The organism is Streptomyces sp. NPDC021562 (genome assembly GCF_040640875.1).
Taxonomy (GTDB): Bacteria; Actinomycetota; Actinomycetes; order Streptomycetales; family Streptomycetaceae; genus Streptomyces.
The window spans coordinates 88,314-109,093 of sequence record NZ_JBFACN010000010.1; the positions used below are offsets into that span (position 1 = coordinate 88,314).

At 71.9% G+C, this 20,780-nt stretch carries 15 protein-coding genes and 2 pseudogenes; 12 read left to right on the forward strand and 5 right to left on the reverse strand.

The genetic code is table 11. From position 1 onward, the window contains the following. The first annotated feature begins 67 nt into the window (after positions 1–67). Both AB0G52_RS17410 and AB0G52_RS17415 read left to right on the forward strand, forming a co-directional pair. Positions 68–1,546, forward strand: coding sequence for an ABC transporter permease (locus tag AB0G52_RS17410; protein ID WP_361337173.1), 1,479 nt, complete (start codon positions 68–70; stop codon positions 1,544–1,546). Between the two features lie 113 nt (positions 1,547–1,659). Then, positions 1,660–2,334, forward strand: a pseudogene (locus AB0G52_RS17415) (ABC transporter ATP-binding protein); the annotation flags it as partial. A gap of 247 nt (positions 2,335–2,581) precedes the next feature. Here AB0G52_RS17415 and AB0G52_RS17420 read toward each other — a convergent pair. Further along, positions 2,582–3,568: an aldo/keto reductase gene (locus tag AB0G52_RS17420; RefSeq protein WP_361337174.1), complete on the reverse strand. Its 987-nt coding sequence runs from the start codon at positions 3,566–3,568 to the stop codon at positions 2,582–2,584. A gap of 475 nt (positions 3,569–4,043) precedes the next feature. On the opposite strand from AB0G52_RS17420, the gene AB0G52_RS17425 reads away from it, so the two are divergent. Together AB0G52_RS17425 and AB0G52_RS17430 are read left to right on the forward strand one after the other, a co-directional pair. Next, positions 4,044–4,589: a DoxX family membrane protein gene (locus tag AB0G52_RS17425; protein ID WP_132887020.1), complete on the forward strand. Its 546-nt coding sequence runs from the start codon at positions 4,044–4,046 to the stop codon at positions 4,587–4,589. A gap of 61 nt (positions 4,590–4,650) precedes the next feature. After that, positions 4,651–4,998, forward strand: coding sequence for a MazG-like family protein (locus AB0G52_RS17430; protein ID WP_132886464.1), 348 nt, complete (start codon positions 4,651–4,653; stop codon positions 4,996–4,998). A 32-nt stretch (positions 4,999–5,030) separates the two neighbouring features. Here AB0G52_RS17430 and AB0G52_RS17435 read toward each other — a convergent pair whose 3' ends face one another. Together AB0G52_RS17435 and AB0G52_RS17440 are read right to left on the reverse strand one after the other, a co-directional pair. Further along, the gene (locus tag AB0G52_RS17435) at positions 5,031–5,726 is read right to left on the reverse strand and encodes a hypothetical protein (RefSeq protein ID WP_361337175.1); all 696 of its coding nucleotides are present in this window, start codon (positions 5,724–5,726) and stop codon (positions 5,031–5,033) included. Positions 5,727–5,990: 264 nt separating this feature from the next. After that, complete coding sequence (locus tag AB0G52_RS17440) at positions 5,991–6,536, reverse strand: GNAT family N-acetyltransferase (protein ID WP_361337176.1); 546 nt, start codon at positions 6,534–6,536, stop codon at positions 5,991–5,993. Positions 6,537–6,784: 248 nt separating this feature from the next. Between AB0G52_RS17440 and AB0G52_RS17445 the strand changes: the two genes are divergently transcribed. The 5 genes from AB0G52_RS17445 to AB0G52_RS17465 all read left to right on the forward strand — a co-directional run bounded on the left by AB0G52_RS17445 (position 6,785) and on the right by AB0G52_RS17465 (position 16,892). Then, positions 6,785–8,809, forward strand: coding sequence for an FAD-dependent monooxygenase (locus tag AB0G52_RS17445; RefSeq protein WP_361337177.1), 2,025 nt, complete (start codon positions 6,785–6,787; stop codon positions 8,807–8,809). Between the two features lie 71 nt (positions 8,810–8,880). After that, positions 8,881–14,202: a beta-ketoacyl synthase N-terminal-like domain-containing protein gene (locus AB0G52_RS17450; RefSeq protein WP_361337178.1), complete on the forward strand. Its 5,322-nt coding sequence runs from the start codon at positions 8,881–8,883 to the stop codon at positions 14,200–14,202. Between the two features lie 130 nt (positions 14,203–14,332). Next, on the forward strand, positions 14,333–16,006 hold the full coding sequence (locus tag AB0G52_RS17455) for an AMP-binding protein (RefSeq protein ID WP_361337179.1): 1,674 nt from the start codon (positions 14,333–14,335) through the stop codon (positions 16,004–16,006). Positions 16,007–16,044: 38 nt separating this feature from the next. Beyond that, positions 16,045–16,653, forward strand: coding sequence for a VOC family protein (locus tag AB0G52_RS17460; RefSeq protein ID WP_361337180.1), 609 nt, complete (start codon positions 16,045–16,047; stop codon positions 16,651–16,653). Next, positions 16,650–16,892 carry a hypothetical protein gene (locus AB0G52_RS17465; RefSeq protein WP_361337181.1) on the forward strand — a complete coding sequence of 81 codons (243 nt, stop codon included), beginning with the start codon at positions 16,650–16,652 and terminating at the stop codon, positions 16,890–16,892. The genes AB0G52_RS17460 and AB0G52_RS17465 overlap by 4 nt, the downstream gene beginning before the upstream one ends. Positions 16,893–16,914: 22 nt before the next feature. On the opposite strand, the gene AB0G52_RS17470 is transcribed toward AB0G52_RS17465, so the two are convergent. Then, positions 16,915–17,832, reverse strand: a complete 918-nt coding sequence (locus AB0G52_RS17470; RefSeq protein WP_361337182.1) for a LysR family transcriptional regulator — start codon at positions 17,830–17,832, stop codon at positions 16,915–16,917. Positions 17,833–17,988: 156 nt separating this feature from the next. Between AB0G52_RS17470 and AB0G52_RS17475 the strand changes: the two genes are divergently transcribed. The 3 genes and pseudogenes from AB0G52_RS17475 (at position 17,989) to AB0G52_RS17485 (ending at position 20,002) form a co-directional block, all read left to right on the forward strand. Further along, positions 17,989–19,416, forward strand: a complete 1,428-nt coding sequence (locus AB0G52_RS17475; protein WP_361337183.1) for an MFS transporter — start codon at positions 17,989–17,991, stop codon at positions 19,414–19,416. Between the two features lie 31 nt (positions 19,417–19,447). Continuing rightward, a pseudogene (locus AB0G52_RS17480) lies at positions 19,448–19,580 on the forward strand (carboxyl transferase domain-containing protein); the annotation flags it as partial. 5 nt (positions 19,581–19,585) lie between these two features. Continuing rightward, entirely contained in the window at positions 19,586–20,002 is a 417-nt protein-coding gene (locus AB0G52_RS17485) for a flavin reductase family protein (RefSeq protein ID WP_361337184.1), read from the forward strand. Between the two features lie 50 nt (positions 20,003–20,052). Here AB0G52_RS17485 and AB0G52_RS17490 read toward each other — a convergent pair whose 3' ends face one another. Then, positions 20,053–20,559, reverse strand: coding sequence for a hypothetical protein (locus AB0G52_RS17490; RefSeq protein WP_361337267.1), 507 nt, complete (start codon positions 20,557–20,559; stop codon positions 20,053–20,055). Positions 20,560–20,780: the final 221 nt, after the last annotated feature.

The window sequence follows — 20,780 nt, forward strand, 5'->3', positions numbered from 1 at the left end:
ACTCAAAGGTTCCTCCCTACCGTGAGCCAGCGCCCACAGCGGGCGCCAAGAACCTTCGAGGAACGGGATGTTTGGCATCTATCTCAAGCGCGAGCTGGGCCGCAGAAAGAAGGCGGCCCTGGTCATCGCACTGGGTCTGGCGCTCGGTATCGCGCTGGTCATCACGGTCAGCTCCGTGTCGGCCGGTATGTCCAAGGCTCAGGACAAGGTCCTCCAGTCGCTCTACGGCCTCGGCACCGACATGACGGTGACCAAGGCCCGGTCGGCGCCCGCCTCGGGCGGTTCCGGCGGTCCGAGCTTCAAGTTCGGCGCCAAGTCCAGCAGCAGCACCAAGCAGAGCTCGGACCGGGTGATGACGCAGGGCGGTCAGGCCCTGAAGTCCACCCTGGTCACCAAGGTCGCCGGGCAGAAGGGCGTGGCGAGCGCGGTCGGCGCGCTCTCCCTCGACGTCACCAAGGTCGACGGCTCCTTCACCCAGGGCAAGGCGAAGACCACCACCGGCAGCGGCAGCGGCAGCAACAGCGGTGGCCAGGGGCAGCCGGGCGGCGGCAGTGGCAGCTCGGGCGGGGGCCAGCCGCAGGTCCAGGGAGGCGGCGCCAACTTCAACGTCAACAGCTACTCGGTGGTCGGCGTCGACGTGGCCCACCAGGGCCTCGGCCCGCTGGCCTCGATGAAGATCACTTCGGGCAGGACCTTCACCTCCTCGGGGACCGCCGCGAAGGTCGCGGTGGTCAGCAAGTCGTACGCCAAGGAGAAGAAGTACAAGGTCGGCTCGACCTTCACGATCTCCGGCACCAAGTTCACGGTCATCGGCATCGCCACCCCGGACAGCAGCGAGTCCACCACCGACCTGTTCATCCCGCTGAAGCTCGCCCAGACGCTCGGCGACGCGAAGAACGAGGTCACCACGATCTACGTCAAGGCGACCGACTCCCAGCAGATCTCCACCGTGAAGAAGGAGATCCAGGCGAACATCTCCGGTACGACGGTCACCACCTCCGCCGACCTGGCGTCCACCGTCTCCGGATCCCTCTCCACCGCCTCCAGCCTCGCGACCAGCGTCGGCAAGTGGCTCTCCCTCGCGGTCCTCGCGGCGGCCTTCCTGGTCGCGGCCCTGCTGACCTCCTCCGCGGTCTCCCGCCGGGTGCGTGAGTTCGGCACCCTGAAGGCCCTCGGCTGGCCGAGCCGCAAGGTGACCCGCCAGGTGGTCGGCGAGTCCATGGTGAACGGCCTGATCGGCGGCGCCCTCGGCATCGTGATCGGCGTCGGCGCGGCCTACGCGGTCACCGCGGTCAGCCCGAAGCTCACCGCCCAGCTGGGCGCCACCGGCGGCGGGGGCGGCATGGGCGGCGGCCCGGGCGGCGGCGGCCCCGGTCAGCAGTCCACCCAGAACACCCTGGAGATCGCGCTGACCGCGCCGGTCTCCCTCACCACCATCGCCCTCGCGGTCGGCCTCGCGGTCACCGGCGGTCTGATCGCCGGCGCCATGGGCGGCTGGCGCGCCTCCCGGATGCGCCCGGCGGACGCCCTGCGCAGCGTCTCGTAGCACCGGGACTCCCCGAGCCGGGGCGCCGCCTCCGTTCCCCCCGGGACGCGGCGCCCCACCCCCTTCCTCCCTGCGGCTTACCACCTGCGGCCTTACCACTCTGTGGAGAACCCATGTACAGACTCACCGGTGTCACCAAGCGCTATACACGAGGGAAGGAGACGGTCGAGGCGCTGCGCGGCATCGACCTGACCATCGAGGACGGCGACCAGCTCGTCATCCAGGGCCCCACCGGCGGCGGCAAGTCCACCCTGCTCCAGATGATCGGCGGCCTCGACCGCCCCACCGAGGGCAGTGTCGAACTGGACGGTGAGGACCTCGCCCGGATCAGCGAGACCAAGCTGACCCGGCTGCGCGCCGAGAAGATCGGCATCATCTTCCAGTCGTTCAACCTCATCCCGACGCTGACCGCGCAGGAGAACGTGGAGACGGCCCTCGTACCGCTCGGCGTCAGGCCCGCCGAGCGCCGGGAGCGGGCCGCCGAGGCGCTGCGCTCGGTGGGCCTCGGCGAGCGGCTCGGGCACGCGCCCTCCGAGCTGTCCGGCGGCCAGCAGCAGCGTGTCGCGATCGCCCGCGCGCTGGTGAAGAAGCCGAAGGTGCTGCTCGCGGACGAGCCCACCGGCAACCTCGACGAGGGCACCCGCGACGACATCATGGCCCTGCTGGAGGGCCTGTGGCACGAGTACGGGCTGACCTTCGTCATGGTCACCCACGACTCCTCCATCGCCCGCCGCGCCCCGCGCCTGGCCACCATCGAGGCCGGCCGGATCACCCTCACCGAGCAGGGCGGCGACCAACGCCTCGCGCGGCAGGGGACGGGGTACGGCGAGCCGCGGCAGACGGCGCGGTACGGCGAGCCGCAGCAGACGGCGGGGGACGGCGAGCCCCAGCAGACGGCGCGGTACGGCGAGCCGCAGCAGGCCGCGTACGGGCAGCAGCCCTGAGTGCGCGTGCGGCAGCACGGCGGCGGTCAGGGCCGCTGACGGGCGGTCAGGTCTGCTGACGCCCGCACCGACGCCTTCCCCCCGGGGCCGCTCACCGTCCGAGCAGCCGGTCGATCTCGGCCAGCTGGGCCTCGGTGAGCGGCCCCTTCGCGAGCGCGCCGGCGTTCTCCTCGGCCTGGGCGACGGACCGGAAGCCGGGGATGGGGACCGTGCGCGGGCTGCGCGCCCAGATCCAGGCGAGGGCGCCCTGGGCCAGGGTCCGGCCCTCACTGGTGAGCACGGACCGCACGGCCTCGACCCGCTCCACCCAGGCGGCGTCGGCACCGGTCCCGTCCCCGAACCCGGGCAGCCAGGTCGGCGGCCTGCTGCGGATGTCCCCGGCGCCGGCCGCGGCCCGCCGGCCGCCGAGCAGCCCCATGGCCAGCGGGCTGCGGTTGATCGCGGCGAGCCGCAGCTCCTCGGCCAGGGCCACCAGTCGCGGTGCGTCCTGGAGCACGTTGAGGGTGTGCTGCACGGCCGTGCAGTGCGGCCCCTCGGCGAAGACGGCGGCACGGTCGGGGTCGTCGGTGCTCCAGCCGTAGCCGCGGATGAGCCCCTCCCCCACCAACTCCTCGCACACGTCGCGGAGTTCGGCGGCGCGTGCCGGGTCGGCGTCGGACAGGTGCAGCTGGTAGAGGTCGACGTGGTCGGTGCCGAGGCGGCGCAGCGAGGCGGTGAGGGCGCGGCGGACGTACGCCGGGGAGTCGTCGGCGCCGGTGAGGGTGCGGGTCTCCTCGTCGAAGACGTTGCCCCACTTGGTGGCGACGACCACCTCGTCCCGGTGCTTGCCGAGTGCGCGGCCGAGGACGCGCTCGCTGTGCCCGGCGCCGTAGGTGTCGGCGGTGTCGAAGAAGGTGACGCCGAGGTCGAGGGCGCGGCGCACGGCCCGTACGGACTCGTCGTCGTCGACCTTGCCCCAGCCGAGCGGCTGCCCGTCGGCGTCCTGCCACTCGCCGCCGATGGCCCAGCAGCCGAAGCCGAGCGCACTGACGCGGATGCCGGAACGTCCCAGGGTCCTGGTGGTGCTGTCGGTTTCCATGGGGTGGACGCTAGGAGTTGAAGTGCACGCCAAGGCAAGGGCGTTGCCCGCCGGGTGGGCCGTCGGGTGGGCCGCCGGGGGCCCACCGGCCGGGCCTGCCCGGGTCTGTCCGCGCCGTCGTCCGCCACGGCCGCGCCCGGGGTGAGCAGATCCCGGAAGCCCTCGCAGCGGCCTCGCGGTCGTCGGCCTCGCGATCGTGGGCCATGCAGTCGTCGGCCTCGCGGTCGTCGTCCTCGTGGTCGTCGGCCGTGCAGTCGTCGCCCCCGTAGTCCTTGCGGTCGTCGCCCTCGTAGTCCTTGCGGTCGTCGCCCTCACGGTCAGGGGCCTCGCGGCCGGGGCCCTCGCGGCCGGGGCCCTCGCGGCCGGGGCCCTCGCGGCCGGGGCCGCCACCCGAACGGCCTCGCGGACGGGTCGTTCGGGTGTGGCGGGTGCGACGGTGGAAACCCGTGATCCGTTGCCGCCGATGGGAGTCACCGTGACCTGCTACGACCGACGTGATGTGGGGCTGCTGCTGCTCCGGCTGGGCACCGGCGGGGTGCTGGCCGCGCACGGCGCGCAGAAACTGCTCGGTTGGTTCGGCGGAGGCGGGATCTCGGGCACCGGCCAGTTCATGGAGTCGGTCGGGTACGCGCCCGGCAAGCAGAGCGCGGTGGCGGCAGGGCTCGCGGAGGCGGGCGGCGGGACGCTGCTGGCGCTGGGCCTGGCGACCCCGGCGGCGGGTGCCGCGGCGGCCGGCGCGATGGCGGGCGCCGCCGCGCTGCACATGCCGAACGGCTTCTTCGCCCAGGAGGGCGGCTACGAGTACGCGGCCTCCCTGGGCCTGACCGCGGCGGGCCTCGCCGTCACGGGCCCCGGCCGGCTCTCCCTGGACCACGCCCTCGGCCATGTCCTCGACCGGGGCTGGATGGTCCCGGCGGCGCTGGGCGTGACCGCGGCGGCGACGGCCCTGGTGATCGGCGCCCGGAACAAGCGGGTGCAGCGGGCGAAGGAGGGCGAACAGGAGGCGCTGTTCGAGGAGTGAGCGCCGGGCGGGGCGGACGGGGTGGGGAGACGGGATGGGCAGACGGGGCAGACTCTCCGGCATGACGGAACAGCGAACCGCGCCCCCTGACCCGACGCCGGACCTGTGGACCTCGGTCGAGGACCTCTGGACCTGGCTGGACGCCCACCGCGAGCACGACGGCGAGACCGGCCTCGTCCTGCGCATGCTCAAGCTCACCGAGGAGGTCGGCGAGGTCGCCCAGGCGGTGATCGGCGCGACCGGCCAGAACCCCCGCAAGGGCGTCACCCACTCCTGGGAGGACGTGCAGGGCGAACTGTGCGACGTGGTGATCACGGCACTGGTGGCCCTGCGCACCCTGACCCCGGAGGCGAGGGAGGTCTTCGAGGGGCACCTGGCCCGGGTACGGGAACGCTCGCTCACGCCCTGACGCGCGTGCGGCCCGGGGTCAGGGTCAGGCTCTCAGGCGGTGTCCTGCGCCGCTGCCGTCGGCGTGTAGAACACCGACCTGCCCTGCTTGCTGCGCTGGGCGAGGTTCCTGGCGACGAGGCTCTCCAACGTCGTACGGATCACCGTCGTCTTGATGGTCCGGCCGGGCTGGCCGGACCTGATCGCCTCGGCGACCTCGACCGCGGAGCGCGGCTCCCGCTGCTGTTCGAGATACGCGCGCACGGCGCCGACAAGAGACGGCTTCGCCTCGGACGAGGACGCCTCGGCAGGGGTCGCCTTGTCGGTCCCGGCCTTGCGGGGGCTCGCCTTGCGGGGGCTCGCCTTGCGGGAGCGGGCCCTGCCTCGACCTGCCGTGTCGGCGCTCGCCTTGGCGCTGCCGGAGTCCGCCGCGCCGCTCGACGCGGGCCCGGTCTTCTGACGCGGTACGACGGCCACGGTGACCTCCGCGCCCTTCGCGTCACCGGGGGAGGCGGGGGCGGGGTCGGCTTCCCTGGCCTCGGACGACTCGGCTCCCTCCGCGGCGTCGGGGGCGGCAGCCCCTGCCTGCGGGCCCAGCGCCTGCCGCAGCCGCTCCAGCACCACCCTGTTCTCCCGCAACGCGCGCAACTGAGCTTCGAGGGCGGCGATCTCGGCAGCGTTCAGGTCGAGGTCCTGCTGGATGCGCTCAGCGTACTGAGAGGCCAGTTCGGTGCTCGGTGACTCAGACATACGGCCGGCCTCTCTTCGATGTGCTCGATGCGGGCTACAGAGTACGCACCTACGGGACATCTCACCGCCCGTCGGTCACAACCCGTTGACGCAGGCGCTGATTCACCGGGACCGTTCGCCGCTCCAGTACGGCAGTGCCTCGAAAACACCGACCGCCTCGCTCCACCACCGCTCACGCCGGCCGCCCGCGACCAGAACGACGACGCCCGGGTCAGCACCTCGGCCACGGCCTGCCGCGCCGGCGCGTCACCCTCCGCTCCCGTGTCACGAACCCGGCGTCAGGCCCCACGTCTGCAGGGCGAAGGGCCGTCCCTTCTCCTCCCCCTCGATCAGCGGTACGTCGAGCAGGCGGAACCCCGCCTTGGTGGCCACGGCGACACTCGCGGCGTTCTCGGCTTCCAGTTCCAGGAAGACTCGCCGCACGCCCAGTTGCCCGATCGCGTACGCGGCCATGACCCGCACCGCCCGCACCGCCAGCCCCTGACCTCGGTGCGCCGGGCCGATCGCGTAGCCGATCTCCCCGCCCTCGGGGCCCAGCCGCAGCATCACCTCGCCGAGCGGCGCGCCGCCGTCGACGGTGACGGCCAGCAGGATGGTCGTACCCTCGGCCCGCAGTTGCCGGGCCCGCTCCAGCCGCGCGACGGCGGCCGCTTCGTCGAAGGGTGAGACGATCGGCGTCCAGTAGGCGATGTCGGGATGGTCGAACAGCTCCGGCATCGCGGCCAGATCCGCCTCCGTCCAGTCACGCAGCACGAGCCCTTCGTCCGCGAGCTCGATCCGCTCGGGCAGCGGTATCGGGGTGCCGCTCATGATGCCGTTCCTCCCTGACCTGACGAGACGGGGCAGCATAACCGGCGCAGCCGCCTCGCCTGGCCCGTGGCCCCGAAGGTGGTGCGCGGTAGCCGATATCACCCCATCGAAATACCCCTGCATGGCAAAAGGAATGCAAATCACCAGGCCGCTTGATCCTCGCTTGAGTGTGGCTTGATGCATCTGCGTAACACTCAATCCAGCGACAAATCGAGTGACTGTTCGCCCAGCGTCCTGGAGTGGGAATAATGCTTGATGTCGGGGTGATCGGCGGAGGGCCCGGTGGACTTTTCCTGGCCCGCCTCCTGCTGATGCGGGGAATAGCGGCGCGGGTCCACGTACGTGAGCGGAACCCCGTGGGGGCGACATTCGGGTTCGGAATCGTCTTCTCCGACCGAACAATGTCGGCGCTGCATGCGGCGGACCCTGAGACGCATGAGCGAATCGTTGCGGCAAGCCGTTCCTGGCACGACATGGAGGTGCGCGTCGGCGGGCGGGAGCTCAGGTACGGCGGGTACGGCTTCACGGCCGTCGCCCGACGTGTTCTCCTGGACATCCTGCAGGAGCAGGCCCTGGCCAGCGGTGCACAGCTGGACCACCGCAGCGAGGCGGACGCGGCGGAACTGGTCGCCGAACACCAGCTCGTCGTGGCGGCCGACGGGGTTGGTTCTGCCACGAGGGACGCTCGCAGGGAAGCATTCGGAACGAGGATCGAGCAGGGCTCCGCGAAGTTCATCTGGTACGGCACCACAGCACCGATGGAGCGCGTCACATTCCCGTTCGTGAAAACCGCATTCGGAGTCTTCGCCGCACATACCTATCCATACGCCGACGGCCTCAGCACCTTCATCGTGGAAACCGACGAGCAGGCCTGGCGCGCCGCCGGAATGGATGTCTCGACGGAACGGGCGAGCGGCCCGGGCGAGAGCGACGAGTATTCTCAGCAGTTGATGGAGCAGGTCTTCGCCGACCATCTCAATGGACATCCACTGCTGGTGAACAACAGTCGCTGGGCGAATTTCCGATTGGTCCGCAATCGGGTCTGGTGGCACGACAACCTGGTGCTCCTCGGCGATGCCGCGCACACCGCTCACTTCTCCGTCGGCTCGGGAACGAAGCTCGCGATGGAGGACGCGATCGGTCTGGCCGATGCACTCGGAGAGTGGGGCGGCAACGGCCCGCGAACCGTCACACCCGCCGACCTGGCCCCGGCTCTGAAGTCGTACGAGCAGGCCCGTCGACCGGAGGTGGCCCGCACCCAAGGCTGGGCGGCGCCCAGCATGCGCTGGTGGGAGACCTTCGCACAGCGGGTCGACCGGGACCCGGAGAGGTTCGGGTTCCACTTCCTGACCCGTACGCCTGCGATCAGCCTGGCGGGCCTGCGACGCCGCCATCCCGAACGTGTCGCCGCGGCGGAGTCGGCCTTCGCCCTGGAGGCCCGCGAACTCGGCGCCGCAGCGGCCGGGTCCGACACGTCGACGGCCAAGGGCCGCGCACCGCACGCGCTTGCCTTCCCCCTGCGGCTCGGCGAAACGTTAATCCGCAATCGGATGCTCAGTGTGGTTCCTCCGTCGGCCGCCCAGCCGGCCGCCTGCGTGGCTCGGGCGCTGGCAGGAAACGGCCTGGTTCTCGCCGACTGGAGCAGCGCCGCCCGGCGGCCCGGCCTCCGGACCGGTCCGGAGGCCGGGCCGGTCTCCGGGGGAAGCGAGGAGTGGCGCACGGCCGTACGCGAGGCCGGGCTCGCCGGTGCGCTGCTCGGCGCGGTCGTGGACTGCGAAGAGGTCCGGGCACAGCCACAGGACCGGCTCCTGGAACTGCCGGTACTGGTCCTGCTGCTCCACGAACCAACGCCGGACACCTTCACCCGCGTCGTGGCCGCGCTGCCCACGCGGGAAGCCGGCCGGCAGCTTCTCATCGGCCTCCGGTGCCCCGAAGGCCGTCCGACCCGACAGCAGGCCGACCGGTTGTCCGCCTGCGCGTCGGCAGCCGCAGCGGCAGGCGCGGCCGGCATCCATCTGCGGCTGCCCGAGCCCGGCACCGCGACGAAGCCGGCCGCCTCAGCGGGAGAAGACCAGTGGACGGTGGTCCTGGAACTGGCCGACCGCCTTCGGACCGAGTCCGGACTCCCCCTGATCATCGACGCCGTCGACGGCTGGGCCCTCGACGCGCCGGGGCACGCGGCCGACAACTGGCCCGCCCGTCTGCACACAGCGCTCGTCGCAGGGCGCGTGGACGCCGTGGCGTCGTGGCCTCTGGCGCTCTCGCCCTGCTGACGCAGCAGGTCCTTTCTCACCCCACCGCTCACCACCACGGCCAAGCCCTACCGAGAGTGGAGATTGCCCAGATGACTGTTTCCCACGAGCCCGACGAGGCGCAGCGCCCGTCGAAAGAGGCCGAGTCGACGCACGCCGTCCGAAGAACGCCGGAACCGATCGCTGTCGTCGGCATGGGCTGCCGGTTCGCCGGCGGCGTCGGCTCTCCCGAGGACTACTGGCGGCTCCTGATGGAGCGCCGTGACGGTATCGGGGAAGTGCCGCAGGAGCGCTGGGAGTCCTACGAGGAGGCCGGCCCCCAGAACGCCGCGGCTCTGCGCAAGGTGACGCGCAGCGGCGGCTTCCTGGACGACATCGCGGGCTTCGACGCCGACTTCTTCGGCATCCTGCCCCGTGAGGCGGAGCTGATGGATCCCCAGCAGCGCATCGTGCTCGAGGTCGCCTGGGAGGCGCTCGAGCACGCCGGGATACGGCCACGCTCGCTGGCCGGCGGGGACGCGGGCGTCTTCATAGGCGTGGGTTCCGACGACTACGGGCGTCGGATGCTGGAGGACCTGCCGCGGATCGAGGCGTGGACGGGGATCGGCGCGGCCTTCTGCGCGGTGGCCAACCGCGTCTCCTACACGCTCGACCTGCGCGGATCGAGCCTGGCGGTGGACACCGCCTGCTCCGCGTCGCTGGTCGCACTCCACCTGGCGTGCCAGGCGCTGCGCTCCGGCGAGTGCCCGGTGGCACTGGCGGGCGGTGTGAACATCATGGCCGGCCCTGGGCTGACCATGGTCCTGGACGCAGCCGGCGCGGTCTCGCCGGACGGGCGCAGCAAGTCCTTCGACGCCTCTGCCGACGGCTACGGCCGCGGTGAGGGCGCCGGCGTCGTCGTGCTCAAGCGGCTTTCCGACGCGCAGCGCGACGACGACCGGATCCTCGCGGTCATCCGCGGCAGCGCGGTCAACCAGGACGGCCGCACGAACGGCATCATGGCGCCCAGCGAGGAGGCGCAGGCGCACCTGCTGCGCCAGGCCTACCGGTCCTGCGGCATCGACCCCGCCACCGTCGACTACGTCGAGGCGCACGGAACCGGCACCCGGGCCGGTGACCCCATCGAGGTCGGAGCGATGGCCCAGGTCTTCGGCCCGCGGCCGGCCGACCGGCCCTGCCTGGTGGGTTCCGTCAAGCCCAACATCGGGCATCTGGAGGCGGGCGCGGGCGTGGCCGGGCTGATCAAGGCCGTGCTCGCACTGCACCACGGCGAGATCCCGCCGCAGGCCGACTACTTCACCACCCCCAACCCGGCCATCCCGTGGGACGAGGCGGGGCTGAAGGTCGTCACCGAACCCACCCCCTGGCCGGCCGGCGACCGCCCGCGCCGAGCCGGTGTCTCCGGCTACGGTTACGGCGGCACGATCAGCCACCTCATCCTTGAGGAGGCCCCCGCCCCGACAGCCCCTGAGCAGGCCGGGAGCGACACCTCGGGCACGCTGCTCCTGCCGCTGTCCGCGGCCACCGAGGCGGGCGTACGCGCCCAGGCCGGGCGCCTGGCCGGGTGGCTGACCGCAACCGGCGCCGGGACGCCGTTGGCCGACGTCGCGTCCACGCTGTCGGTGCACCGCGACCACGTCCAGTCCCGCGCCGCCGTCGTGGCGGCCGACCGGGAACAGGCCGTGGCGCGGCTCACCGCTCTGGCCGAACAGCGCCCCGAGGACGGGGTGGAGACCGGTGCCGTACTTCCCGCGGCCGGCGACGCGGTCTGGGTGTTCTCCGGCCACGGCGCCCAGTGGATCGGCATGGGCCGTGAACTCCTGGAGCGCGAACCGGTGTTCGCCGCCGTGCTCGATGAGATCGGGCCGGTCTTCCTGGAGGAGATCGGTTTCTCTCCCCGCCAGGTGCTGATCGACGGAGATCTCGTCGAAGTGGACCGGATCCAGCCGATGATCTTCGCGATGCAGGTGGCGCTCTCCGCCGTGTGGCGTTCCCGCGGCCTGCGGCCGTCCGCTGTGATCGGCCACTCCGTCGGCGAACTCGCCGCCGCGGTCGAGGCCGGCATCCTGAGCCTGCTCGACGGCTCCCGGCTGATCTGCCGGCGCTCCGCGCTGCTGCGCCGGGTCGCGGGCAAGGGCGCGATGGTCATGGTGAACCTGCCCTTCGACGAGGTCGAGGAGCGCCTGGCCGACCGGGCGGGCATCGGCGCCGCCATCGCCGCCTCCCCTGGCTCCACCGTGGCAGCCGGCGGTGTCGACACCGTCGCGGCGGTCGCCACCGGCTGGGAGGCACAGGGCCTGACCGTCCGCAGGGTCGCCTCCGACGTCGCCTTCCACAGTGACCACATGGACCCGCTGCTCGACGAACTACGACGGGCGGCCGACGACCTGCGGCTGAACGAGCCGGTGATCCCCGTCTACAGCACCGCCCTGGCCGACCCGCGCAGCACCGCCCCGCGCGACGGTGACTACTGGGCCGCCAACCTGCGCAACCCGGTCCGTTTCGCCGGTGCCGTGCAGGCGGCCGCCGAGGACGGGCACCGCGCCTTCCTGGAGGTCTCCGCCCATCCCGTGGTCGCACACTCGATCGTGGAGACCCTGGAGGAGGCCGGCATCGACGACATCGTCGTCGCCCACACATTGCGCCGGAACAAGCCGGAACTCGACACCCTGCTGGCCAACGCCGCCGCCCTGTTCAGCCACGGCGTCCCGGTCGACTGGTCCGCGACCGTCCGCGGCACGCTGGTCGACCTGCCGGTCCGCGCCTGGCAGCACCGGCCGTTCTGGTACGGCTCCGCGCCGACGGCCCAGCTCGGCGGCGGACAGCACGATCCGCTGAGCCACACCCTGCTCGGCCGCAGGGTCACCGTCAACGGCACCACCCCGTCGCGGCTCTGGCAGACCTACCTCGACGAGAGCTGCCGTCCCTATCCGGGCGACCACCCGGTCCAGGGCGTCGAGATCATCCCCGCGACGGTGCTGCTGAACACGTTCCTCACCGCCGCCGCGGACGGGGCCGCGTTCCCCGGTCTCACCGAGGTCAACCTGCGTGTGCCGGTGGCCGTCAGCACCCCGCGCGAGGTGCAGGTGGTGCTCCAGGAGGGCGCGCTGCGCATCGCCTCGCGCATCGTCGGCGCCGAGGAGGCCGACTCGGACGGCGCCTGGCTCACCCACACGACCGCGGTGGTCTCCCCGGCCACCCGGGTGGGCGCGCGCCGGCTGGACCCGGCCGAGATCCGCTCGCGCTGCCCGGAGGTGCTGCCCGAGGAGTACGTGATCGACCGACTCGCCGGCATCGGCGTGGCCGCCATGGGCTTCCCCTGGCAGGTGCGTGAAATGCGGCGGGGCGAGGGCGAGTTGGCCGCTGTCGTCCGTGCAACGCCGGACGGCTCCACGCCGCCCTCCTGGGCCAGTGTCCTCGACGCCGCGCTCTCCATCGCCTCGGTGACCTTCCCGGGCAGCCCCGTCCTGCGGATGCCGGCCCACATGCACGAGGTGGCTCTGCTCGGGGACTGCCCTGCGGAGGTCGTCCTGCACGCGCGCTGCGTCGACGGTATGGCCGCGGTGGACACCGTGGACGTGCTGATCGCCGACTCCGACGGCGAGGTCGTCGCCCGCTTCGGCGGGTTGCGTTACGGCGTCCTCGACGGCGATCCGGGCGCGACCGCGAGCCCGCGCCGCCTGGTGAGCGAACTGTCCTGGCAGGCGGGGGACGCGACGGCCAACCACGGGCCGCTGACCGAAGTGGTGCTGCTGGGCGACCCCGAGGCCGCGCCGCTGATCGGTGAGGGCTTCTCGCGGGCAGGCGTCGCCTGGCGGGCGGCCGCCGGCCCGGAGGAGCTCGGAACGGTCGGCCGCGAGACCGCGGTCCTGGTCGTTCCGGACCGCGAGCACGGGCCGGCCGCGGCCGGGGTCGCTGCCTCCTGGCTGCTGACCCGTACGGTTCAGTGGCTGGCCCGACAGCAGGCCGGCGAGCGTCCGGTCGTGCGTGCGGTGACGCGGGGCGTCCGGGAGAGCCTGCAGCAGGAAGTGCTGGGCGACTCGGTGCTGTGGGGTCTCGGCCGGGTGCTGGCCGGTGAGCACCCGGACCTGTTCGCGGGGGTGGTCGACCTCTCCTCACGTCCGACCGACGAGGAGCTGGCGGGCCTGGTCGACCTGGTCCGCGAAGACGCCGGACGACACCCCGGTGAGGAGGTCGTCGCCCTGCGCGGGGCGCTGCGCGAGGTGCCGAGGCTGGTGGCGGTCGAACGGGAGCCGGAACGAGCCGCCCTGGAGTGCCGTGCCGACGGCACCTACCTGGTCACCGGTGGTCTCGGGGTGCTGGGTCTCGAGGTGGCCGCGTGGCTGGCGGGCCGAGGGGCCCGCCGCCTCGTCCTGGCGGGCCGGACGGCCCTGCCGCCGCGCTCGCAGTGGAGCACGGTCACGGACCCCGCGACACGCCGGCGGGTCGACGCGGTGCAGATGCTGGAGGGATTGGGCGTCACGGTGCGCACCGTCGCCGTCGACGTCGCCGACCACGAGGCCCTCGCGGCGGCGCTCGCCCCGGAGGCGCTGGGGCTGCCCCCGATCCGCGGCGTCGTGCACGCGGCCGGTGTGCTCGACAACCGGATGGCCGTCGACGTCGACGAGGCGTCGTTGACCGCCGTGCTGCGGCCCAAGGCCGCGGGCGCCCTCGCCCTGCACGAGCTCTTCCCCGCAGGCGTCCTCGACTTCATGGTCCTCTTCTCCTCCTGCGGCCAGCTTCTCGGCCTGCCCGGCCAGGCCAGCTACGGCTCGGCCAACGCCTTCCTGGACGCGCTGGCCTGGCACCGCGCGGCACTCGGCGACCGCACGCTGAGCGTCGCCTGGACCTCCTGGCGCGGGTTGGGGATGTCGACCTCCTCCGAACTGATCGACATCGAGCTGGCCGCCCGCGGCACCGGAGACATCTCGGCCGCCGAGGCCTTCCGGAGCTGGGAGTTCGTCTCCCGGTACGACCTGCCCTATGCGGCGGCGATGCGGATCCTGCCGCCGGAGCCCGGAGCGGCACGGCCTCGGCTCCTGGCCGAGCTGGCGGTCCCCGAGGCCGACACGCTGGGCCAGGCGGAGACCGAGTGGGCGGCGCTCGCTCCCGAGGAGCTGCGCGGCTACCTGGTGGACGAGGTCCGCGCCCAGGTCGCCGGGGAGCTGAAGTTCGATCCGGACACCTTCGACGTCCGCCGCCCGCTCATGGAGATGGGCCTGGACTCGGTGATGACCGTGGTGATCCGGCGCCGGCTGGAGAAGATCTTCCGGCTCTCGCTGCCGAGCACCCTGCTCTGGGACCGCCCCACGGTGGCCGCCATCGGTGAGTTCCTGTTCGAGCTGCTGCAGGCCGCGGGCACCGAGGAGACGCAGGGACAGGAGCCGGAGTTGATCGAGCCGCTCGTCGGCTGACCGGCTCCGACCACCGTCTCACGGCCCCGGCGGGCTGAACGACCGGGCCTGCCGGACGACTGGACCCACGATTGCCGCCCGGCCTGCACGAGCTGCCGGCCGGGCGGCACCCACAAGGGAGGGGGAGAAGATGATGCGCACCGGCGTGGTCGGCTGGCCTCGGGAGGCCGCCGACCGGTACGTCGCCTCGGGACTGTGGCGACGGCGACCGCTGGGCAGTTGGGTGTGGGACTGGGCAGACCGCTTCGGGCACCGCACCGCGGTGGTGGACGGCGCGATCAGGCTCAGCTATCTCGAACTCGCCGAGCGTACCGACTCGTTGGCGGAGCGTCTGCTCGAGCTAGGTCTCGAGAACGGCGACAACCTGTTGGTGCAATTGCCCAACTGCTGGGAGTTCCTGGGCTTGTTCCTGGCCTGCCAGCGGATCGGGGTGGCGCCGCTGCTGGCGCTGCCGGCGCACCGGGAACACGAGCTGGCCTATCTGGCGGACCTCGCGGACGTCGCGGCGATCGTGGTACCGGACACTCTGCGTGGCTTCGACCACCAGTCGCTGGCCGCGCGGATAGCCGCGGAACGCCGGCGGAGCTGCCCGGTGCTGGTACTCGGCGGCGAGCCGGATCCCGGACATCTGGATCTGTCGGCGATGCTCAGCCCGGTGCCCGGCGCCGTGGAACGGCGCTGCCGGCTCGACGCGTTGGCCCCGGAGCCCGAGGAGGTCGCGTTCTTCCTGCTCTCGGGCGGGACGACCGGCCTGCCGAAGATCATCGCGCGGACCCACAACGACTACGAGTACAACGTGCGTCGCTCCGGCGAGATCTGCGCCTTCTGCGCGGAGACCGTCTACCTCGCGGTGCTGCCGGTGGCCCACAACTTCGCACTGGGCTGTCCGGGGGTGCTCGGCGCCCTGTCCGTCGGCGGCCGGGTCGTGATGTGCCCGTCGCCGCGCGCTGCGATCGCCTTCCCGGAACTGGCCCGGGAGCGGGTCACGGTCACCTCCGTGGTCCCGGCCGTCGCCCGTACCTGGCTCGAGGCCGCCGATGCCGCCGGCCGGGATCTGGAGAGCCTGCGGGTGCTGCAGGTCGGGGGGTCGGTGCTGCCCACCGACCTGGCGCAGCGCCTCGGCCCGACGTTGGGCTGCACCCTTCAGCAGGTGTTCGGGATGGCCGAGGGGCTGCTCAACTACACCCGGCTGACCGACCCGCCGTTCGTGGCCGGTACCACGCAGGGCCGGCCGATCTCCGAAGCGGACGAGCTCCTGATCGTCCGCCCCGACGGCCGGCCCGTCGAGGAGGGAGAGACCGGTGAACTGCTGACGCGGGGCCCCTACACGCCGCGGGGCTACTTCCGCGCGCCGGAGCACAATGCCCGCGCCTACACGCCGGACGGCTGGTACCGCTCCGGTGACCTGGTGCGCCGTCACCCGAGTGGCAACCTCGTGGTGGAGGGGCGGATCAAGGACCAGGTCAACCGGGGCGGCGAGAAGATCGCGATCGACGAGGTGGAAGACCTTGTCCGCCGGGTGCCCGGGGTCGCCGACGCGGCCGCCGTCGCCCTGCCCCACCCCGTCCTCGGGGAGTGCGTGGGGGTGTGCATCGTTCCCCTACCCGGCTCGGAACCGACGCTGGCGCGTATCCGGGCGCACTTCGAGGAAGGCGGGGTCGCGGCCTTCAAACACCCGGACGAACTGCGGCTCGCGCCGGCGCTGCCGCTGACGGCGGTGGGCAAGGTCGACCGCAAACAGCTGCTGGAGCTGTTCGCCGCCCCACGGCCCACCGCAGAACCCACCCTCGGCCGAACCGCCTGATGGACCGAGCCCACCTTCGATCGTCAAGGAGTCGATCCATGACCGACCAAGTACCCGAGGTCGTGCTGCCGCCGGAGCCGGCAGCCCTCCGCCTGAAGGGCGTGGACCACCTCGCCTGGGTGACCTGGAAGCCTGAGGAGACCGTGCGATTCTACCGTGACGTGCTGGGTCTCCCCCTGGTTCACGCCATCACCGCCACCGGCTGGGTGAGCGAGAGCTTCCCCGACTTCGTCCACTTCTTCTTCGCCCTCGGCAATGGCGACCACCTTGCCTTCTTCTACTACTTCGGTCTTCCCGAGGAGGAGCAGCCCGGTGACCTGATGCACCGGTCCCGGCATCTGGCCCTGCACGTCGACACCGAGCAGGAACTGCTCGCATGGCGGGCCCGGCTCAAGGCGCACGGTGTGCGGGTCACGCCGCCCCTGGCGCACGAGCTGCTGGAGTCCCTCTACTTCGACGACCCCAACGGGATCCAGCTGGAGATCACCCGCCCACTGCGCCCGTTCGCGCCGATCGACGCCCGGGACGCCGAACTCACCCTGCGCGCCCTGTCCGACGTCACCCGGAACGGGAAGCCGACCGTGGAGGAGATGTGGCGCCGCAAGGGAGAGCTGTCCCGAGCCCACACCGAGGAGCAGAACCGATGACCACCTTGTACGTGCTCGACATTCCCGAGTTCAGTGCCTTCGTGGAGGCCGCCGAGAACCAGGACATGACCGTCCGCCGGGCCGGTGACTACGTCGAGGTGAGCACGGACGGACCACTGGAGATCAAGCGGGCGCAGGTGGGTGCCAGGCCCGCCATCTGGTTCGCGGCCCTGACCGCGGGCTACCGAGGGCGCCTGGTCACCCTGGACGAGGACCGCCTGCTTCTGGCCGAGCAGTGAGCGCAGGCGCGCGGTCCCTGCCTCACCCCTGGTCCCGGCGCGTGGTGGCGTCCCGGCCCAGCAGCGTCCTGATGGCGTCGAGGAAGGGCAGCAGTCCTGGTGCTTGCTCTCCGTTGCGCCTCCAGGTCGCGTGGATCGGGGCCTCGTACTGCAGTCCTTGCCACGGGACCAGGCCGACGGCCCCCCGGGCCAGGTCCGCGGCCACCGCGATCTGCGGCAGCAACGCACAGCCCATGCCGGCCGCGACGCACGTCCGCAGGGCGCCGATGCTGGTGAGCTCCGCCGCAACCCGAGGGCGGGGTCCCGGCGCGGACCCAAGGGCCTCCTCGAACATGAGCCGGTAGCTGCAACCCGACTCCGTCACCAGGAAGTCGACACCGGCGAGGTCGGAGTTGGTCACCGACTCCCGCCGCGTCAGCGGGTGGTCCTTGGGTGCCACGACGACGACCGGTTCCGGCACCAGCGGCATGCTCTCCAGGTCCGGATGGTCCGGGGGCGCACCGAAAGTGAAACAGAGGTCCAGGGCTCCGTCACGCACGCCGCCGCGGCACTCCTCCCGGTTGCCCGGGCGAAGCACCACGTGCACCTTCGGGCAGTCCTCACGGAAGCGGGTGAGCAGGGAGGGGAGCCGATAGACGCACAGCGTCTCCGGTGCCCCGATCAGCAACTCCCCTCCGGGGCTGCCGACCTCGGTGACGGCCGCCCTGGCCTCCTCGGCGAGGGAGAGCATCTTCTCGGCGTAGTCGACCAGGCGACGGCCGGCCGGGGTGAGCCGCAGACCGCGGTTGGATCGCTCGAACAGGTGCACACCCAGATCCTGTTCCAGCGCCTTGATCTGTTCGGTCACGCTCGACTGCGCGTAGTTCAACCGCTCAGCGGCGCGCGTGACGTTCAAGGCGTCGGCCACTGTTCGGAACGTACTGAGCTGCCGCAGTTGCATGATGCTGTCCCCCCGGCGTCGGCATCGGTTCTCCCGATGATGCCATCGGAAGCTCCCGTTTCCGATCGGCTTCCGCTGTTGTCAAGCTGTTGTTCCAACCTCTTCGACGGCCACCACTCTCCAACCCGGCCATTACCGCTCCATGAAAGGTGTGTCATGTCTGCGCCAACTACGCAGGCCTCCGGCGTCTCCAGCGAGGCGCTCGCCGAGAACCCCGGACGCCGGCGACTGCTGCTCGTCGGGCTCTCGCTCGGCTACTTCATGGTTCTCCTCGACACCAGTGTGGTGAACGTCGCGCTGCCCGCCATCCGCAGCGACATCGGCGGCGGACTGTCCGGGCTGCAGTGGGTGGTCAACGGCTACACCCTGACGTTCGCCGCACTGCTGCTCACGATGGGGGCGCTGTCCGACCGGTTCGGCGGCCGCCGGGTCTTCGTCGTCGGCACCTGGGCCTTCCTGCTCGCGTCGCTGATCACGGTCTTCTCGCCGAACCTCGGCGTGCTGATCACCATGCGCGCCCTGCTGGGGATCGCGGGCGCGGCACTGCTGCCCTCCTCCATGGCCGTCATCGCCACCACCTTCACCGACCCGGCTCAGCGCGCCCGCGCGCTCGGCTCGTGGGCGGCCATCACCGGCGCCGCGCTGGCCGCCGGACCAGTCCTCGGCGGCGTGCTCACCGACGCGCTGGGCTGGCGCAGCATCTTCGCCATCAACGTGCCCGTGGCGCTGGTCAGCGTGCTCGTCGCGCGCGCCCACGCGCCCGAGACCAAGCGGAACACCAGTCGCGGGGTGGATCTGCCCGGCCAGATCAGCGCGGTGCTGGCGCTCGCCGGACTCACCTTCGGCGTGATCCAGAGCGAGAACCTCGGCTGGAGCTCGAAGCCGGTGCTGGCGGCGCTCGCGGTCGCCGTCGTGGCCGGGGCCGCCTTCCTGGTCGTGGAACGCCGACCGGCCGGGCCGCGCGGCCCCATGCTCCCGCTGATGCTCTTCCGCAACGCGACCTTCTCGGCCAGTGTCCTCAACGGCCTGCTCGTCAACTTCGGCCTGTCCGGGCTGCTGTTCGTCATGTCCCTCTACTTCCAGCAGGCACGTGGCCTCTCTGCCCTGCTGGCCGGCTGCGCCTTCCTGCCGCTCACCCTGCCGACGGCCTTCAACCCCGTCTACACGGGCCGGCTGGTCGCGCGATCCGGGCCGCGGAAGCCGTCCGTTCTGGGCTTCGGACTCCTGACGGTCGGCGCGGCCGTTCTCGCGGCCGGCATCACGGGCACGGGAACGGCGAACACCCTGCTGATCGGGCTCGCCCTGCTGGCTTTCGGCTTCGGGGTGTCCTTCGCGATTCCCTCCCTGGTGACGGCGACGGTTTCGGCCACGCCGAAGGAGCAGGTCGGCATCGCGTCAGGCGTGCTGAACTCCGCACGCCAGACCGGTGCCGTCATCGGAGTCTCGGTACTCGGCTCGGTGCTGCACGCCGCCTCCGGACCCACGGAGGGGAGCCGCACCGCGCTGATCATCGCCTCCGCGGCACTCCTGCTCGGCCTGCTGCTGTCCATCGGCTTCATCGGACGGAACAAGCAGTCGGCCTAGCCGACCCATCGCGCCACGCACAGCGAAATGGGAGGGCGCCGCCAACGTGATCTTCCGTCGTGACATCGCCGCCGCCGACGACCCCCGAAGCCAAGCGCGCCGAGATGGTGCAGCGCTACAAGGACGAGCTGATGCCCCCCTACAACGCCGCCGAACGCGGCCTTCGGGCGTGACGAGGTCGACAGCCTGGCGCCGCACCGGCGAGTTCGTCGTCAACCCGGCCTGCGAGAAGGGCTTCGAGACGATCAATGCCACGGGCACGGACTTCCCGCGTGGCATCAGCGAGTTCGAGGCCCTCGGCGTCCGGCGAGAGCCCAGCCTGTCGGTCGGACCACCCCGGGTCGCACAGGCGCCGGCCGCGCTGGAGTGCCGGCTGCACAGCACCCTGCGGATCGGTGACGCCACGCTCGTCTTCGGCCGGGTGCTGCACGTTGCCGTCCGCCGCGAGATGCTCGTCGACGGACATCCCGCCATCGAGCTGCTGCGGCCGCTGGCGCGGCTCGGCAGGGACGAGTGGGCGACGCTGGGCGCGGTGCGCGAGATCAAGCGGGTCCGTTACGTCGACAGGCCCCGTCCGGCTTGCTGAGGACCCGCGTTCGATACGGCCTCACACCCAGCCCGGCAGACGAGCGCGGGTCACCAGGTGTGGGCCACGTCCACCACGAGATGGTCGGCCGTCTGGAAGACCCGGAACGGCAGCCGGGCCCGGACGCCCAGCCCCGCCTGGGTGTAGCCCTCGGACCCGCCCGTGACCTTGAACTCCCGGAAGGTCCGGTACCCGGTGACGTCGACGGCGGGCAGCGCCGGGTAGGGCTGTCCGGTCGCCGGGTCGTAGCGCGAGGAGAACAGCGAGATCTCCAGAATGGCGCCGCCCTTGACGGGGACCACGGCGTCGGACGGGTCCTGGTGCAGGACGTCGACGTAACGGACGTCGTACTTGATCGGGTCGGCGCCCGCCCCCTGGGCGTCGAAGACCAGCCGGTCGTAGCACTCGTGCTGCCCGGCCCGCACGTCGACCAGCCGCCTGTTGACGACGGAGTCCCCGCTCTTGTCCAGGCTCCCCCACGTCACGGCACAGTCCACGGCCGCCGGCACGGCCACCGCCGGAACCGTAGCGGCCACCGTCCCACCGCCCGCCAACATCATCGCGGCCAGTGCAGTACCTATGCCTATCCGTCGCCGTCGCATGACTACCCCCGGTAGCTCACGTAGGTGTGTGTCTGGTCAGACAGACGGCATCTCGGAAGGTTGTACGCCACGAAGCGACACATTGCGACACAACGCCCCGTCCAGCACCGGTCGCCCCATCAGCAGACGATTGCCAGCAAAGCGGCCGACGACTCACCCTCCGCTACTCGTACCGG